Origin of the sequence: Rhodococcus sp. MEB032 (assembly GCF_030208925.1) — a bacterium.
In the GTDB taxonomy this organism is placed as follows: Bacteria; Actinomycetota; Actinomycetes; order Mycobacteriales; family Mycobacteriaceae; genus Rhodococcus_F; species Rhodococcus_F qingshengii.
Genome location: NZ_JARVSY010000003.1, coordinates 50,037 through 65,575 on the forward strand (window position 1 = coordinate 50,037; position 15,539 = coordinate 65,575).

15 protein-coding genes are annotated in these 15,539 nt (G+C 62.2%); all 15 read left to right on the top strand.

Translation table 11 applies throughout. The features are described 5' to 3' along the window. The first annotated feature begins 1 nt into the window (after position 1). The 15 genes from QRN54_RS04805 (at position 2) to hypF (ending at position 15,525) form a co-directional block, all read left to right on the top strand. Positions 2-1,360, top strand: a complete 1,359-nt coding sequence (locus QRN54_RS04805) for a M16 family metallopeptidase (protein WP_003942169.1) — start codon at positions 2-4, stop codon at positions 1,358-1,360. Positions 1,361-1,388: 28 nt separating this feature from the next. Beyond that, complete coding sequence (locus QRN54_RS04810; protein WP_007735068.1) at positions 1,389-2,501, top strand: alcohol dehydrogenase catalytic domain-containing protein; 1,113 nt, start codon at positions 1,389-1,391, stop codon at positions 2,499-2,501. A 181-nt stretch (positions 2,502-2,682) separates the two neighbouring features. Beyond that, positions 2,683-4,314, top strand: coding sequence for a cutinase family protein (locus tag QRN54_RS04815; RefSeq protein WP_042450727.1), 1,632 nt, complete (start codon positions 2,683-2,685; stop codon positions 4,312-4,314). Positions 4,315-4,463: 149 nt separating this feature from the next. After that, on the top strand, positions 4,464-4,793 hold the full coding sequence (gene hypA, locus QRN54_RS04820) for a hydrogenase maturation nickel metallochaperone HypA (protein ID WP_073512368.1): 330 nt from the start codon (positions 4,464-4,466) through the stop codon (positions 4,791-4,793). 2 nt (positions 4,794-4,795) lie between these two features. Next, positions 4,796-5,596 (top strand): hydrogenase nickel incorporation protein HypB, encoded by an 801-nt coding sequence (gene hypB, locus QRN54_RS04825; protein WP_047271374.1) that lies wholly within the window; start codon positions 4,796-4,798, stop codon positions 5,594-5,596. Between the two features lie 181 nt (positions 5,597-5,777). Beyond that, positions 5,778-6,893 carry an NADH-quinone oxidoreductase subunit B family protein gene (locus tag QRN54_RS04830; RefSeq protein ID WP_042922651.1) on the top strand — a complete coding sequence of 372 codons (1,116 nt, stop codon included), beginning with the start codon at positions 5,778-5,780 and terminating at the stop codon, positions 6,891-6,893. A 54-nt stretch (positions 6,894-6,947) separates the two neighbouring features. Continuing rightward, on the top strand, positions 6,948-8,741 hold the full coding sequence (locus tag QRN54_RS04835) for a nickel-dependent hydrogenase large subunit (protein ID WP_285181680.1): 1,794 nt from the start codon (positions 6,948-6,950) through the stop codon (positions 8,739-8,741). 3 nt (positions 8,742-8,744) lie between these two features. Further along, a complete protein-coding gene (locus tag QRN54_RS04840) occupies positions 8,745-9,647 on the top strand; it encodes a NifU family protein (RefSeq protein ID WP_047271376.1) in 903 nt (300 codons plus the stop codon). 19 nt (positions 9,648-9,666) lie between these two features. Further along, a complete protein-coding gene (locus QRN54_RS04845; RefSeq protein ID WP_042922570.1) occupies positions 9,667-10,287 on the top strand; it encodes a DUF5947 family protein in 621 nt (206 codons plus the stop codon). Continuing rightward, on the top strand, positions 10,284-10,922 hold the full coding sequence (locus tag QRN54_RS04850; RefSeq protein ID WP_007735081.1) for a DUF6084 family protein: 639 nt from the start codon (positions 10,284-10,286) through the stop codon (positions 10,920-10,922). The genes QRN54_RS04845 and QRN54_RS04850 overlap by 4 nt, the downstream gene beginning before the upstream one ends. Continuing rightward, the gene (locus QRN54_RS04855; protein WP_285181681.1) at positions 10,919-12,280 is read left to right on the top strand and encodes a hypothetical protein; all 1,362 of its coding nucleotides are present in this window, start codon (positions 10,919-10,921) and stop codon (positions 12,278-12,280) included. The genes QRN54_RS04850 and QRN54_RS04855 overlap by 4 nt, the downstream gene beginning before the upstream one ends. A gap of 48 nt (positions 12,281-12,328) precedes the next feature. After that, the gene (locus QRN54_RS33725) at positions 12,329-12,448 is read left to right on the top strand and encodes a DUF6893 family small protein (RefSeq protein ID WP_003942178.1); all 120 of its coding nucleotides are present in this window, start codon (positions 12,329-12,331) and stop codon (positions 12,446-12,448) included. 6 nt (positions 12,449-12,454) lie between these two features. Next, positions 12,455-12,949, top strand: a complete 495-nt coding sequence (locus tag QRN54_RS04860; protein WP_285181682.1) for a hydrogenase maturation protease — start codon at positions 12,455-12,457, stop codon at positions 12,947-12,949. Between the two features lie 3 nt (positions 12,950-12,952). Further along, positions 12,953-13,240 (top strand): HypC/HybG/HupF family hydrogenase formation chaperone, encoded by a 288-nt coding sequence (locus QRN54_RS04865; protein WP_007735086.1) that lies wholly within the window; start codon positions 12,953-12,955, stop codon positions 13,238-13,240. Then, a complete protein-coding gene (gene hypF / locus QRN54_RS04870; protein WP_050655148.1) occupies positions 13,237-15,525 on the top strand; it encodes a carbamoyltransferase HypF in 2,289 nt (762 codons plus the stop codon). Before QRN54_RS04865 ends, hypF begins: the two co-directional genes overlap by 4 nt. Positions 15,526-15,539: the final 14 nt, after the last annotated feature.

The following is a 15,539-nucleotide window of genomic DNA, read 5'->3' on the forward strand; positions in this document are numbered from 1 at the left end:
CATGGCAAAGACCACTCCCAACACCACGCGCAGCCGCAGCGCTGTGCTGAAATCGCCGATCGATGCGACTCCCGAATCCGGAGTACAGCGCACGGTCCTTCCCGGCGGCCTGCGCGTCGTCACCGAGTTCATTCCCGGTGTGCGTTCCGCCTCCGTCGGTGTGTGGGTCGGAGTCGGCTCGCGCGACGAGCAGCCGAGTGTGGCCGGTGCCGCGCATTTTCTCGAGCACCTGCTGTTCAAGTCGACGCCGTCACGGACGGCGTTGGACATCGCGCAGGTCATGGATGGTGTGGGCGGCGAACTCAATGCATTCACGTCGAAGGAACACACCTGTTTCTACGCGCACGTGATCGACGACGACCTTCCGATGGCGGTTGACCTTGTCGCCGACGTCGTGCTGCGAGGGCGTTGCAGAACCGCGGACGTCGATGTCGAGCGGCAAGTAGTGCTCGAAGAGATCGCGATGCGTGACGACGATCCGGAAGACTTGCTCGGCGACGCGTTCCTGACCGCGTTGTTCGGCGATCATCCTGTCGGCCGTCCGATCATCGGTAGCGTCGAATCGATCGAGTCGATGTCGCGCAATCAGTTGCATTCCTTCCATGTTCGGCGTTACACACCGCAGCGGATGGTGCTGGCCGTAGCGGGAAACGTCGACCACAAGCAGGTAGTGACGCTCGCTCGCCGTGCATTTGCCGGACATCTCGAGCGCGGGGTCAAGCCGGCGCCGCGGCGCGAAGGCACTCTGCGGTTGCGCACGATGCCTGAACTGAGCTTGACCCACCGCGACAGCGAGCAGGTCCACCTTGCGCTCGGGGTACGCGCGTTCGGCCGGCACGAGGGCCATCGCTGGGCGCTGTCGGTGCTCAACGCCGCAGTGGGCGGTGGGCTGAGTTCTCGTCTGTTCCAAGAGATTCGGGAGAAGCGCGGGCTTGCGTACTCCGTCTATTCGGGCGTCGACACCTTCGCGGACACCGGAGCGTTCTCCGTGTATGCAGGTTGCCAGCCGGAGAACCTCGGGGAGGTTGCCACGGTGATCCGCGAGGTACTCGCGAACGTGGCGACGGACGGAATCACCGATGCCGAGATCGCCCGCGCCAAGGGATCGCTGCGCGGCGGATTGGTTCTGGCACTGGAAGATTCAGGCTCACGCATGAACCGTATCGGTCGCAGCGAACTGAACTACGGCAACCATCGCAGTGTTGCGCAGACGCTCGCAACCATCGACGCAGTCACCTCCGAAGAGGTGCTCGAGGTGGCGCAGGTGCTCTTGACGAGGCCGTTTGCAGCCGCCGTCGTGGGTCCGTACAAGCGGGTTCGTGACCTCCCCGCGTCGGTACGCGGGATCGTGGGCAAGTAGTTCGAACTATCGAAATCGGGGTGTGCAGTTGAAGATCCGTGGTGCAGTGCTCGAAGAGATCGGCCGGAAGCGTCCCTTCGCAGAGTCGACTCCGATTTCGATTTCGGAACTCGACCTCGAATCCCCGGGCCCGGGTGAGATCCTGGTCAAGATCGAAGCTGCCGGGCTTTGTCACTCCGACCTCTCCGTGGTCGACGGCAATCGGGTACGACCGGTGCCGATGTTGTTGGGCCATGAGGCGGCAGGTCGAATCATCGAACTCGGCGACGGAGTTGATTCGTTGTCGGTGGGCACCCGCGTCGTGATGACTTTTCTTCCACGGTGCGGTGAATGTGCGGGATGCGCCACTGACGGCCGGATGCCTTGCACGGTGGGTAGCGCTGCCAACAACGACGGCAGTTTGCTCGGTGGCGCGCATCGACTGCGGCGCTCCGGCGAGAACGTCAAACATCATCTCGGTGTTTCGGGTTTCGCGACGCATGCTGTGGTCAACGCCAAGTCGGTTGTTCCCGTCGACGACGACATCCCGGCCGAAATTGCAGCCGTACTCGGTTGTGCGGTGTTGACCGGTGGGGGAGCGCTCCTCAACGCGGCGAAGCCTCGCCCGGCAGACACCGTGATGGTGGTCGGCTTGGGTGGCGTCGGGATGGCCGCAATCCTGACGGCGAGGGCACTCGGGGTCGAGAACGTCATCGGTGTCGACGCACTGGAATCCAAGCTGGCTCAGGCGCTGGAACTGGGCGCGACCGAGGTCTTCACACCGTCCGGCCTGTCCGAGAGTGGCGTTCGCGCAGACATCGTCGTCGAGGCCGCGGGAAATGCTCGGGCCTTCGAGACAGCGGTGGCTGCGACGGCAGCGGGTGGCACGACCGTCACGGTCGGGTTGCCGGCGCCTGACGCGCGCTCGTCGATCTCACCTCTCGGACTGGTCGCCGAAGCGCGGACCATTATCGGCAGCTACCTGGGATCTGCGGTCCCGTCCCGCGACATCCCGATCTACGCGCAGTTGTGGCGCGACGGGAAGCTGCCGGTCGAGAAGCTCATTTCCTCGCGAATCGAATTGGCCGACATCAATTCGGGTATGGACGAACTCGCCGACGGAAAAGCAATCCGACAGGTCATTATCTTCGACGCGGAGTAGGTGCACGTCGGTGTTATGCAGCGGAAATGAGGCGTTTGCGCTCCCGATTCCCTCCCGAGTCGCCACGGAAAATCGTTACCCGTTGTAACGCTCCTCTCGTACTGGACGACTACTCGAATGACGTTGCGTGACGCCCCGGGGGTCGGTCGTACGTTTTCCAAAAGTTGATTGGGGAGAAGATATGCCGGTTCGTGGGTTCTTTTCGCGACATCGAATACTGGCGGGTGCAGTAGCGCCCGCAGCGCTCGGCGTGGCCGCACTGGTCGCGGTCGCAGTTGCCGTGGATTCTCCGCAATCGCAGACGATCGAGACCGAATTGACCGCGTCTGTCACCGAGTGTCACGACACGGTCGGGATCGGTGTCGCCGGTCGCGGTGACACGCCGGTCGAGGGTACGACGAAGATGCTCGTCGGTGCGGATGGAAAGACACTCCTCCCGGCGGCGCTCACAGACGACTACAGCAGCCACTGGGTGGACCCGGTACTCAAGGCGCCCGCCGGGTCGGTCAAGGACGGCTCGTACGCCTCGGTCTACATTGCGTACCCCGCCAACATGGACAGTTACGAAGAAGCCGTGACGACGGGCGCGGACAACACGCGAGCGGTCATGAAGGCGATCAGTGCCGCATGCCCGAACACGAAGTTCTCGATTGTCGGCTACAGCGAGGGCGCTGACGTAGTGCGCCGCGTGGCGATGGACATCGGCTCGGAGTCGAGCACCTCCGGCATCAATCCGGACAACGTCGTCGGTGTGGTGATCTTCGCCGACGCCGGTCGACTCGCGGGCGAGGGCCCGTTCCCCGGCGCGAAAAACCCCTACATGAACCCTGACGGTTTCAACGAGCAATATCAGGACGGTAAGAACACCGCTTCCGGATCTGGTGCACTTCCAGGTACCAGTGGGGACTTCGGGGCCCTGAAAGGCAAGATTGCGTCGTTCTGCTCTGACGGCGACCTCACCTGCGCAGCCCCCGAGAACATTTCACTCCTGATCCTGGCGGCAAACGTCGGTCGGCAGCTCAACGTCGACCAGTTGCAAGCGCAGAATCTGACGCCCGCCACCGGCATGGATATCGCGGTTGTGATGGGACGCGTGATGTTCGACGCGTTCAACGACATCTCGAGCAATCCCACCTGGATGCAGAGCGACGAAACCTTCCTCGATGTCTTGCTGAAGGTGTCCGACCCGGCGTACAAGCCGAGCGAGGCCACCACCAAGCCAGTCGCAAAGGACTCGGTTTCCACGGAGGAAGTGTCGCCGTTGGCGTACCTGCCGCAGAAACTGTTCAAGGAAATCGTCGGCCTCATCGCCACGAACCAGAACACGATCCCCGTCGTCATGAACGATCCGTACGGCCTCACTTTGGGCCCGGACGTCGGTCACCACTTCGACTACTGGCGTGATTCGGATGCTGCAAACGGCAAGCCCCTGACGTCAGCGGAGTATGCAGCGGCGTGGCTGACTTATCTGGCCAAACAGGCGCAAGACGGCAAGCCGGTCGATTCGTCGGCGAAGCCGACCGCAGAAGAGATGGCGGATGCCATCGATGCCTTGGCTGCTTCGCCTTCGGTTACCGACTCGGCCAAGCCCACCACAACCACGGGCGCAGCTGCACAACCCGCACCCGCAGGTTCGGGATCTGCAGCACCGGCACCCGCGGTGCCGACGACGTCATCGGTTGCGCCGGCCGCGACGCCGAGTGTGACGTCGACCGTGGCGCCGTCGACTTTGGTCCAGTCGAGTGCACCGCCCGCCGCGACCACGGCGACGACAACATCGACGACAACGACGACACAAGCTGCAGCCGGCTAGAGGTTTCCGTTCGTCAAAAACGCTGTCACAGGCTGCGATCCGCAATTAGTTGCGGATCGCAGCCTGTTTTCGTGTACGGGTTACGCACAACGACCGTTGGTGCTTATCGTGGAAGGGAGGTTTCCGGATCACGAATCGTGGGTTTCACCGTGCACGAGCTGTCCATTGCGCAGAGTGTGGTCGAAGCCGTGTGTGAGCGCGCCGGCGAGCGACGAGTATCGAGCGTGCGGCTTGAAGTAGGGCAACTCTGCGCGGTGGTTCCACACTCTCTGCTGTTCTGCTTCGACGTCGTCACCGCGGGTACTCACGCCGAAGGTGCCAGCTTGCACATCGATGAGATTGCAACCAGCGCGCGATGCAAAAGCTGCGGCGTGATGTTCTCGCCGCCCGACATGTTCTTGCTGTGTGAATGCGGCAGTGCTGATGTCGAGGTGCTTGCCGGCCGAGAGTTACGGATCCTGTCGATGGAAGTGAGCTGAGCATGTGCGCGACGTGTGGGTGCGGGGACACCACAGGACCTCGGGTGTCGGTAGTCGCAGACGGAGAACACGAGCAGGAACACGACGGTCACGGGCACGGTCACGAGCATGACCATGAGCACGGCCACCCCGACCACACCGTGATTCTCGAGCAACAGGTGCTCGCCAAGAACGACGGCATTGCGGTTCACAATCGTCAGTGGATGCGGAGCCGCCGAATCACGGCGCTCAACATCATGAGTTCCCCCGGCGCGGGGAAGACAACGTTGCTGGCGCGAACTATCCGGGAGCTCGGATGTCAGCGACCGATAGCCGTGATCGAAGGTGACCAGGAAACCCGGCTCGACGCCGAGCGGATCCGAGAGACCGGCGCGTCGGTGGTGCAGGTGAATACCGGGGCCGGATGTCACCTCGATGCCGCGATGATCGACCGCGCACTGCGCGCCTTGGATCCCGCTGAAGAATCGCTGCTTCTGATCGAAAACGTCGGAAACCTGGTGTGCCCCGCGCTCTTCGACCTCGGCGAGGAAGGCAAGGTTGTCCTAATTTCGACGCCGGAGGGGGCAGACAAGCCGAAAAAGTACCCACACATCTTCGCTGTCGCGGACCTCGTGGTGATCAACAAGATCGACTTGCTCCCGTACGTCGAGTTCGACGTCGATGCCTGCGTCGAGCAGGCGAGAATACTCAATCCTGCTGTGCGCGTTGTTGTTTTGTCTGCCACGACAGGTGAGGGCATGGACGAGTGGTACGAGTGGATCGGTAGTCGTTCGGCGATTTCTCCGGTGGCCGTTGACAACTGATCTGCTCGGGTAGTTAATGAAATGAGTGGGTGCCACGCAAGTGGGCCGAGGTTCGACTCCGGTGGCGTCAGCGTTTCGGTGCCGCGGCAATTCGAGGCCACAGAGTCTTGAGGCCATAGCGTGTCAGGCCAGTCGCGGCGCTGAGAGTCAAGGCGCAAGTGCACCCGTGAAAGCGGCTGACATGGACACACAAAAATCGACTGCTGGCACCACGGCGGAACCTGCCTCCGAAAGCGCAGCTACCCCCGCAAGCGCAGCGGCCAAAGCGGAAGAAACTCTGATCCACGTGCTGTGGATCAATGCCGGTCTCAGTTGCGACGGAGATTCGGTGGCGCTCACTGCAGCCACGCAACCCAGTATCGAGGAGATCGCGCTCGGCGCCTTGCCTGGCCTGCCGCAGGTAGCGGTTCATTGGCCGCTCATCGACTTCGAATGCGGACCGCAGGGTGGCGCTGACGATTTCCTGGAGTGGTTTTGGAAAGCCGACCGCGGAGAACTGGAACCCTTTGTTCTTGTCGTCGAAGGATCGATACCGAACGAGAAACTTCACGACGAGGGGTATTGGTGCGGCTTCGGGAACAATCGCGAAACCGGCCAACCGGTCACCACGAGCGAATGGCTCGACAAGCTGGCACCGAAAGCCACTGCGGTAGTTGCGGTCGGTACGTGCGCGACCTACGGCGGCATACATGCGATGGCCGGCAATCCGACCGGTGCGATGGGCGTGCCGGACTATCTCGGGTGGACCTGGAAATCGAAGGCGGGCATCCCGATCGTCTGCGTTCCCGGGTGTCCCATTCAGCCGGACAACCTCTCCGAGACCCTGACCTACCTTCTGTACATGGCCACTGATCAGGCGCCGATGATTCCCTTGGACGAATCCCTGCGCCCGCAGTGGCTTTTCGGTGCCACCGTACACGAGGGCTGTGACCGTGGTGGGTACTACGAGCAGGGTGAGTTCGCGACGGAGTACGGGTCACCGAAGTGCATCGTCAAACTCGGATGTTGGGGACCGGTCGTGAAATGCAATGTCCCCAAACGTGGTTGGATCAACGGAGTCGGCGGGTGTCCTAATGTCGGCGGGATCTGCATCGGGTGCACGATGCCGGGATTCCCCGACAAGTTCATGCCGTTCATGGATGAACCACCTGGCGGCAAACTCTCCACCAATGCGGTGGGAATGTACGGGTCCGTGATCCACAGTCTCCGCCGGATCACCGGAAACACGTTGGACAAGGAACCGCACTGGCGCGAGCGCGGGTCGAAATTACTCACCGGTGCGACGCGTACGTGGTGACCGACCGGATACATTCAAATCAGTTCGTGAGCAACGTCTCTGGGAGGCACTGCAATGACGGCCATCGTTCCCGAACCCACCTCGACTGCGGACCGCGACGGTCTTGTCGAGATGGCGTGGGACCCCATCACCCGAATCGTCGGCAGTCTGGGCATCTACACCAAGATCGACTTCGCCAATCGCGAAGTGGTGGAGTGCCACAGTACGTCGTCGATCTTTCGCGGGTATTCCCTGTTCATGAAGGGGAAGGACCCGCGCGACGCGCATTTCATCACCAGTCGTATCTGCGGCATCTGCGGTGACAATCACGCCACATGCTCGTGCTACGCACAGAACATGGCGTACGGCGTCAAGCCGCCGCATCTGGGCGAGTGGATCGTCAATCTCGGCGAGGCCGCCGAGTACATGTTCGACCACAACATCTTTCAAGAGAATCTTGTCGCCGTCGACTACTGCGAGAAGATGGTCTCCGAGACGAATCCCGGTGTGCTGGCGCAGGCAGAGAACACGCGCTGCCCGCACGAGGAGCAGCACGGGTATCGCACGATTGCGGACATCATGCGGACTCTCAATCCGTTCACGGGTGAGTTCTATCGCGAAGCGTTGCAAGTCTCGCGTTCGACTCGCGAAATGTTCTGCTTGATGGAGGGAAGGCACGTTCACCCGTCGACGCTCTATCCCGGCGGCGTCGGCACCGTCGCGACGATCGAACTGATGACGGACTACATGTCGCGGCTGATGCGGTACGTCGAATTCATGAAGAAGGTCGTGCCGATGCACGACGACCTGTTCGACTTCTTCTACCAGGCGCTGCCTGGTTACGAAAAGGTTGGCCTGCGGCGGACCCTGCTGGGTTGTTGGGGATCGTTCCAAGACCCCGAGTACTGCAATTTCTCCTACAAGGACATGACCGACTGGGGCCGGAAGATGTTTGTCACTCCCGGTGTGGTTGTCGACGGAAAGTTGGTCACCACGGATCTGGTGGACATCAACCTCGGTATCCGAATCATGCTGGGCTCCTCGTATTACGAGGACTGGAGTGATCAGGAGATGTTCGTCAAAACCGATCCGCTGGGTAACCCGGTCGATCGCAGGCACCCGTGGAATCAGCACACCAACCCTCACCCGCAGAAGCGGAACCTCGAGGACAAGTACAGCTGGGTCATGTCACCGCGATGGTTCGACGGAAAAGACAACCTTGCTCTGGATACGGGCGGGGGAGCATTGGCTCGTCTGTGGAGCACCGCTCTGGCCGGCCTGGTCGACATCGGATACCTGGAGTCGACCGGACACAGTGTGAAGATCAATCTTCCGAAAACAGCACTGAAGGGTCCTGTCTCGCTCGAGTGGGTGATTCCCGAACATGGCAGCAATACCCTCGAAAGAAACCGCGCGCGAACGTATTTCCAGGCATACGCAGCCGCGGCTGCCCTTCATTTCGCCGAGAAGGCGCTTGTCGAGATCCGGGCCGGCCGGACCAAGACGTGGGAGTCGTTCGAGGTCCCGGACGAGGGTATCGGTTGCGGATTCACCGAAGCCGTCCGCGGAGTTCTCTCACACCACATGGTGATTCGTGACGGAAAAATCGCGAACTATCACCCGTACCCACCGACACCGTGGAATGCGAGCCCGCGCGACAGCTACGGAACCCCCGGTCCGTACGAGGATGCCGTGCAGGGTCAGCCGATCTTCGAGGAGAACGATCGAGACCACTTCAAGGGCATCGACATCATGCGGACCGTGCGTAGTTTCGATCCCTGCCTGCCGTGTGGTGTTCACATGTATCTCGGCGGTGGCAAGACCCTGGAGAAGTTGCACTCTCCGACGCAGTCCGTGACCGGGGAGTGATCGATGGAGCAATCGGCCGACTACTGGCGCGGAGCGGGTGAGCGCATCGAGACGTTGTTGCAGGCCAACGCCGGCGCAGGCCCGGTGGCGAGAGATCGCGCCGAGCAACTGGTGCGTGAGGTCGTGCAGTTGTACGGCGCAGCACTCGAACGCACCGTCGCTCTGGCAGATCCGGCCACGATGGATGCGATGGTTCGCGACGATCTGGTGTCCAGCCTGCTACTGGTGCACGGACTTCACCCGCACGACGTGGAGACCCGCGTCCGCACTGCGCTCGACAGCGTGCGTCCGTACCTCGGTTCGCACGGAGGCGACGTCGAACTGATCGAGGTGGCGGACGGCGTAGTGCGACTACGGCTTCTCGGAAGCTGTAACAGTTGCCCTTCGTCCTCGGTGACCCTCGAAACCGCGGTCCAGGACGCGGTGCAGGCGGCGGCACCCGAGACCACCGGAATCGACGTCGAAACACCGGATTCGCATGAGCTGAAGTCGGGTGTGATTTCGGTCGAGTCCCTGTTCTCGCACGTTCACGCCGACGGGGGAGGTACGCACTGGGTGGAGGTCCCCGAATTCGCCGAAGTCGAGGTGGGAGAGGTCGCGGGCTTCCGCGTGTCGGGCACCGATCTGTTGGTCTGCCGCTCCGGTGACGATCTGTACGCGTATCGCGACCGTTGCCCGGTGTGTGAGCACTCGATGGCGGGGGCTGTGCTCGAACGCATGATGGGCCGTCCTGCCCGAGACGCCGCTGTCCTCACCTGTCCGACGTGCTCTGCCCACTTCAGTGTGTACGGGGCGGGAGCGCGGGTGGGCACCGGCTCCGAGCACCTGGCGCCAGTGCCGGTGCTGATTCGCGACGGAGTGCTCTCGGTCGCGCTTGCTGACGAGTCTGTGATACCGGTGACCTAGCCGTGAACGCAGCCCCGTCATGAAAGTCACTGTGGGAGAGGTGCTCACACGAATCGCCTCGTCGCGTGTCGTTCCGACCGGACCGAGGTGTGAGATGTGTGCGGCGGGCATAGGCGACGAACACCAGCACGTCGTGGACGTACAGGTCCGGAGCCTGATGTGCGTGTGCCGACCGTGCTATCTACTCTTTGCACCGGTCGACGCGGACCTTCGATACAAAGCGGTTCCCGATCGGTACCTCGAGTTTCCGGACTTCGACCTCGGCCCTGGCCGGTGGGAGTCTCTGGAAATCCCCGTCGGCCTGGCATTCTTCTTCCGCAACTCACTCCTCGACAAGTACATAGTCTTCTATCCGGGACCGGCCGGAGCTACCGAATCCGAGTTGCCCATCGACTCGTTCGAGACTGTGCTCGAGGAGAATCCGGGGCTCGCGCAGATGCGGGCCGACGTCGAGGCGTTGATCGTGTCGGTACCCACGTCAGGACAATCGCCGAGATGCTTCGTTGTTCCCATCGACGCCTGTTACGAACTGGTGGGACGATTGCGCACCGTGTGGCGCGGATTCGACGGTGGCCAGGATGCCGCACGCGCAGTGGACGAGTTCTTCGGGCGCGTCGAGGCGCGAAGCAGGTCGGCATGACTGTTCTCGACTTCTCGATCGACAACATGGAGGTGGAACCGTACGCGGTTACGCCGAATCTGACGGTGAGATTGAGAATGTCGGAATCCACCGGCACGACCGTCCGTGCGGTGGCTCTGCGCGCGCAGGTACGAATCGAACCACACCGCCGACCGTACTCCGACGCCGAAGGCGAAGGTCTGCGCGATCTCTTCGGTCCGCGGGAGCGTTGGTCGAGTACGCTGCGCACCTTCCTGTGGATGGAATGTTCCACTGTCGTTCAAGGATTCACCGGAACAACGGTCGCGGCCTTGCCCATGGCGTGTACGTACGACTTCTCGGTGACGGCGTCGAAGTACATGCACGCACTCGGAGACGGAACGATTCCGATCGTGGTTCTACTGAGCGGCACGGTATTCACCGACGGACCGCGTGGGTTCTCCGTGCAGCAGATCCCGTGGGACAGATCTGCTGCCTACGAATTGCCGGTCGACGTGTGGAAACAGCTGATGGCTGCGCATTATCCGGCGTCTGGTTGGGTACGCCTCGACCATGAGACGATTGCCGATCTCGTGCGGTTCAAGGCAGCGCACGGCCTCACGGACCTCGATTCAGCCGTGCGGCAGTTGCTGACGGCGAGCCAGGTGCCGCGATGACTCGAACGGGGATGGATCACGACGTTCGGGCCGTGGCCGACGCCGTCCTGTACGAGGGATATCTTCTCTATCCCTACCGGGCCGGCTCGGCGAAGAATCAATCCCGTTGGCAGTTCGGGGTTCTCGGACCGCCCGGCGCCGCCGAGGTCGGAGTCGGCGAGGAACCGTCGATGTCCGCGCAATGTCTGCTCGGCGAATTCGAGCGGAACGGCGTCGAGGTTTCTGCGACTGTGAGATTTCTGCACCACCAGTCGCGGACGGTTGAACGACTCGGCGCCGGCGGGGCGTGGATCCCGGTCGATCGGTTGGTAGTCGGCGAGCGGGAGTCGATCTCGTGGGACGAAGCCACCGAGTCCGAGATCGTGTTGGGTCCGTGGGGTCTGGACGAACTCGAGGCCGGCGTCGAAGAAACCTTCTGTGCGGCCGGAGTTGTCGAAGGAGAGACTTTGTCGGACTCTCGGGGCAGGGTGGTCGGACGGATCGTTCGGACACGGCTTCCGGTCAATGGCCTCTTGGCAGTGAGCGCCTCCGCCGGGGACGGACGCACGGTGATTTCCGTGGAGATCATGAACGCCACGAGCGTCTACGCACGGGACAAGGGCACGGCCACCGCGCAATCGATGCTGGGGACTCACGTCATTGTGAACTGCACAGGCTCGAGGTTCCTGTCGTTGTTCGAAGAAGCAGATCACTCGGAGCAGTTGCGGCAAAATCGCTGTTATCCGGTGCTTGCGGGGACCGAGAACCCCACTCACCCTGGCACATCGCCCACCGTTCTGGTGTCACCGATCATCCTGTACGACTTTCCCGAGATTGCGCCGCAGAGCGAGGGATCTCTCTTCGACTCGACCGAGATCGACGAAATTCTCACCCTGAGAATCCTTGCCATGACCGACGAGGAAAAGGCGCGGGCGCGAGCTACCGACTCCAGAGCTGCCGACATCATCGACCGATGTGAGCGATTGACGGACGACGATCTAGCCGGCCTGCACGGCGTGCTGCGAGATTCGAATGCCGGTTCTGATCTGATACCCGAGGTGCCTGACGGTGTGGACTGGTGGACCCCGGAAGCCGACACCAGTGTTCAACCACGCACCGACGCAGTTCTGATCAACGGCGTCCGTGTCTCTGGTGGAACTACGGTTCGGCTCCACCCCTCACGCCGCGCTGATGCTCAGGACCTGTTCTTCGACGGCCGGATCGCCCACGTCGCCACCATTCATGAAGACGTGGACGGCGACATTCATGTTGGGGTGACACTGTTGGACGATCCGGCCGCCGATCTGCACAACTGGTACGGCCGCTACCTGTACTTCGCGCCGGACGAGATAGAGCCGATGCCGCGCGACAGCGCGTGACGTACTCACAGCTATCGAACTTCACAGCTATCGAGAGGAGAACTCGCCATGAGGAGCATGGGATTGCTGTCGACGGCACTTCTCGGCGCCACCGCGATCGCAGCCGCGATCGTCCTGGTGGTGTCGATGCCGGACATCCAGCGCTATCTGCGAATGCGAAAGATGTAAAGCGCTGTGCGCGTGCTGATTGCAGGTGTCGGAAACATTTTTCTCGAAGACGACGGATTCGGCCCCGAAGTTGTTCGGGCGCTGCAGCATGAGAATCTCCCATCGGGAGCTCGCCTGGTCGACTACGGGATTCGGGGCGTGCATCTGGCGTACGACTTGTTGGAGTCGTGGGACGCCCTGGTCCTGATCGATGCCTTACCGGCGACCGGAGTCCCGGGCAAGCTCGCGATCATCGAAGTGGACCCCGAAAGTGAAGGCCCGCAAGGAGGTTTCGACGCGCACTCGATGCATCCGAGTTCGGTGTTTGCCAGCCTGCAGGCCCTCGGCGGAACACTCCCGCGGACGTTCGTGGTGGGGGCACATGCGAAATCGATCGGCGACGGAATCGGATTGAGTGCGGAGATGCGTGATTCGGTAAGGCAAGTCGCTTCTGCGGTGCTGGCACTCGTCCGGTCCATCGACGTGGACTGTGATGCCACCACACTGGGGCCGGAGGTGTGAGTCATGTGTCTGGGGATTCCGGGACGGGTACGCGAACTACTGGACGGATACGGAGGTCAACTCGCTCTCGTCGACGTGGAGGGGGCACCACGCAAGGTCAACATCGGAATGCTCGACGAAGGCACCGTCACGGCAGGTGACTGGGTGGTGATCCACATGGGCTTTGCAGTCGAGAAGGTCGACGAGCAGGGAGCTCGCCACGCTCGGGCCGGCCTCGAACTGATGGGCCGTGGTGGCCACGACGGTGAGGTAGTCGACTCCGATACTGGTAACGGCGAGGTCGGGACATGAAGATCGCCTGCCGTGTCATCGTTCGTGGCGTAGTCCAGGGGGTGGGCTTCCGGCCGTTCGTCCATGCGACCGCCACCGAACTGGGACTGTCGGGTTCGGTGGGAAATTCTGCTCTCGGTGTCGTGATCGACGTCGAAGGCGACGGAGAGACAATCGATGCATTTGTCGCTCGGGTGCGAAACCGCCCCCCACCGCTGGCACGGGTGGAGTCGGTAGAGCGCGAGGACTCGCGGCCGGTTGGTCGTGAGGGGTTTCGCATAGTCGAGACGGATGCGGGGTCGGTCGGGCGAACCTTGGCGCCGGCGGATGTCGGGATCTGCGACGACTGCCTCCGGGAACTGACTGATCCGAGCGATCGGCGATATCGTCATCCATTCATCACCTGCACCAACTGCGGTCCGCGATTCACGATCATCGAATCGCTGCCCTACGACCGGGCCGCTACGACGATGAAGCGATTCCCGTTGTGCGCGAACTGTGCGGCGGAGTACGTGGATCCCGCCGACCGCCGGTTTCATGCGCAACCGATTGCCTGCCCGCAGTGCGGTCCAACGCTATCGTTCGTGGAAGGGGACGCGCCCGCCGTGACCGGTGAGGGTGCACTGCTACGAGCCCGATCCCTACTGCGAGACGGGAAGATTCTTGCTGTCAAGGGAATCGGAGGATTTCACCTGGCTTGTGATGCCCGCGACGACCGCGCGGTTCACGAGTTGCGTGAACGCAAGCATCGAGCAAGCAAGCCGTTGGCGGTGATGGTGCGCGATGTGCCAGAAGCCAGAGAGTTGGGTGTGGTCGGTGATGCCGAGGCTGATGCCATGTCCTCGCGCGAGCGCCCGATTGTGCTGGTTGCCAAAGCGTCTGGATACGCGCTTTCCCCCTTGATTGCCCCCGGCATTCCGGATATCGGAATCATGCTGGCCTACAACCCGATTCAGCATCTTCTTCTGGGTTTGGCCGGAGAAGAGGCGGGCCCAGCGGTGTTGGTCATGACATCGGCGAACATCGGCGGTGAGCCGATTCTGTACTCCGACAACGATCTCGAACGATTGGGTGACCTGGCCGACGGGGTATTGACCCACAACCGTCCGATCTTGATGCCGTGTGACGACTCGGTGATGCGAATAGTCGGCAGTGGAAGACAGTTGCTTCGTCGCTCGCGCGGATATGCTCCGCTGCCTGTCACCGCGCCGTTCGACGTACCGCCTACCTTGGCGGTCGGGGCCGACCTGAAGAACACCTTCTGTCTTGCCGAGGACGGATATGTGTGGCCGAGTCAGCACATCGGAGACATGGGCGACCTCGCTGTCATCGACAGTTTTGCTGCGTCGGAGAGTCACTTCGAATCGATCACGGGGGTGGTGCCGCACCAGATCGCCTGTGACGAGCATCCGCGGTATCGCTCGTCCTCGTGGGCTCGCAGTCGTAGTGGTGACCGACCGGTGCGCATCGTCGGGCATCACCACGCACATGTGGCTTCCGTGATGGGGGAGAACGGCCGGGACGGGAGCGAACCAGTTCTCGGAATAGCGTTCGACGGCACCGGCTACGGGGCGGACGGCGCAGTGTGGGGAGGGGAACTACTGCTGGCGACGTACAAGGGTTATCGCCGTCTCGCGCATCTGGGATACGTACTGCTGCCCGGGGGCGATGCCGGAGTGGAACGGCCGTACCGAATGGCGCTCGCCCACCTGTGGCATGCCGGGTTGGACTGGGAATCCGACCTCGCGCCCGTGGCAGCCTGTCCGCCCCGAGAGCAGTCGGTCCTACTTCACCAGATGGAAACCGGTTTCGGGTGCGTGGACACCTCGAGCATGGGGCGGTTGTTCGACGCAGTCTCCTCGCTGACCGGGGTCCGTCAGAGGGTCGACTACGAAGCGCAGGCTGCCATCGAGTTGGAGGGGGTGTCGAGGGGAGTCGACAGCGCCGGTTCGCGGTACACCTTCGATTGGACGCAGTCGGACGACGATTCGTGGACAGCAGATCCGCGGTCGGTCATTCGGGCTGTTGTCCGCGATCTCCGGGAGAAGTTGCCCGCTGAAGTGATCGGCGCCCGTTTCCACGAATCCGTAGCGCACCTGGTGCTCGAGTGGGCAATTCGTGGCCGGGAACTGGCGGGAGTGGACGAGGTAGTACTCACCGGAGGTGTCTTTCAGAACCCTCTACTGCTCGTTCGGGCGTGTGCTCTGCTCTCAGACGCTGGATTCACGCCGTTGACAGGACTGGAGTTGCCGCCGAACGACGGCGGTCTCGCCTACGGCCAAGTGCTGGTGGGGAGTTCGTCATGAGGTCAGGAGTTGTG

Bases quoted from the DNA above. Each gene is read 5' to 3' on its own strand.
- QRN54_RS04805 (WP_003942169.1), top strand. From the start codon at position 2: ATGGCAAAGACCACTCCCAACACCACGCGCAGCCGCAGCGCTGTGCTG.
- hypB (WP_047271374.1), top strand. From the start codon at position 4,796: ATGTGCGCGACGTGTGGGTGCGGGGACACCACAGGACCTCGGGTGTCG.
- QRN54_RS04830 (WP_042922651.1), top strand. From the start codon at position 5,778: ATGGACACACAAAAATCGACTGCTGGCACCACGGCGGAACCTGCCTCC.
- QRN54_RS04850 (WP_007735081.1), top strand. From the start codon at position 10,284: ATGACTGTTCTCGACTTCTCGATCGACAACATGGAGGTGGAACCGTAC.
- QRN54_RS04865 (WP_007735086.1), top strand. From the start codon at position 12,953: ATGTGTCTGGGGATTCCGGGACGGGTACGCGAACTACTGGACGGATAC.
- hypF (WP_050655148.1), top strand. From the start codon at position 13,237: ATGAAGATCGCCTGCCGTGTCATCGTTCGTGGCGTAGTCCAGGGGGTG.
- QRN54_RS04845 (WP_042922570.1), top strand. From the start codon at position 9,667: ATGAAAGTCACTGTGGGAGAGGTGCTCACACGAATCGCCTCGTCGCGT.
- QRN54_RS33725 (WP_003942178.1), top strand. From the start codon at position 12,329: ATGAGGAGCATGGGATTGCTGTCGACGGCACTTCTCGGCGCCACCGCG.
- QRN54_RS04840 (WP_047271376.1), top strand. From the start codon at position 8,745: ATGGAGCAATCGGCCGACTACTGGCGCGGAGCGGGTGAGCGCATCGAG.
- QRN54_RS04855 (WP_285181681.1), top strand. From the start codon at position 10,919: ATGACTCGAACGGGGATGGATCACGACGTTCGGGCCGTGGCCGACGCC.
- QRN54_RS04815 (WP_042450727.1), top strand. From the start codon at position 2,683: ATGCCGGTTCGTGGGTTCTTTTCGCGACATCGAATACTGGCGGGTGCA.
- QRN54_RS04835 (WP_285181680.1), top strand. From the start codon at position 6,948: ATGACGGCCATCGTTCCCGAACCCACCTCGACTGCGGACCGCGACGGT.